This window comes from Microvirga pakistanensis (assembly GCF_004458765.1).
GTDB lineage: Bacteria > Pseudomonadota > Alphaproteobacteria > Rhizobiales > Beijerinckiaceae > Microvirga > Microvirga pakistanensis.
Genome location: NZ_SPJX01000660.1, coordinates 1 through 223, shown reverse-complemented (window position 1 = coordinate 223; position 223 = coordinate 1). Strand labels below are relative to the sequence as shown.

Annotated in this window: 1 protein-coding gene; it reads right to left on the bottom strand. The window is 66.4% G+C overall.

The annotated features are described in order from the left end of the window. Positions 1–220 (bottom strand): DNA-formamidopyrimidine glycosylase family protein (locus tag E4K09_RS26070; protein WP_280177497.1); only part of this gene is annotated, 220 nt, incomplete at its 3' end. Positions 221–223: the final 3 nt, after the last annotated feature.

Below are 223 nucleotides of genomic sequence, written 5' to 3'. Positions count from 1 at the left end.
GATGCATGATCAGAACGTCCCCGGAGGAGAGATCGGCCAGCAGATACTTGGCCCGGCGGCCGAGAGCCCTAACCTCCTGTCCTTCCAGACGCTCCGCGAAGCGTTCGGGGAACGGAAAGCGCAGGTCCGGGCGGCGTTGCACCACCTTGGTGAAGCGGGCGCCCACCATGGCGGGCTCCAGGCCCCGGCGCACGGTTTCGACTTCGGGCAGTTCAGGCATCAA